The 319-nt window shown below is 53.9% G+C and carries 2 protein-coding genes; both read right to left on the bottom strand.

Features of this window, described 5'->3' with window-relative positions:
- Positions 1–140 (bottom strand): hypothetical protein (locus tag GQ59_RS33740; protein WP_490396651.1); only part of this gene is annotated, 140 nt, incomplete at its 3' end.
- On the bottom strand, positions 137–319 hold a 183-nt coding region (locus GQ59_RS32945), incomplete at its 5' end, for a hypothetical protein (RefSeq protein WP_207642205.1). The genes GQ59_RS32945 and GQ59_RS33740, both read right to left, overlap by 4 nt.

Below are 319 nucleotides of genomic sequence, written 5' to 3'. Positions count from 1 at the left end.
AGCTCAATCCGGCGGTAAGCTTCCTTGTCCGTGGGATCGACCGGTTCAACTACAGCATATCCGATTGATCCGATCGCCTGGACGTTGCTCCCGGCTTCGATCATTGCGGTCACGAACGCCTCTATCTCATCTATAGTCATGACGGCAGTTGAGCATATTGTGGCTCTGACGCAACCCTCAGATCTAAGAGGGCTCGCTCAGCTGTTTTGCTACCGATGATCGGCGGCGGAAACTTGACTCCCGCAGTAAGGGTGAGAATGGTAGTTTCATGGGTCCAGACAGCTTCAACAAATGCTTGCGCCATATCCGCTGGACGCCA

This window comes from Neorhizobium vignae (genome assembly GCF_000732195.1).
Taxonomy (GTDB): domain Bacteria; phylum Pseudomonadota; class Alphaproteobacteria; order Rhizobiales; family Rhizobiaceae; genus Neorhizobium; species Neorhizobium vignae.
This window is presented reverse-complemented; position numbering and strand designations above follow the sequence as displayed.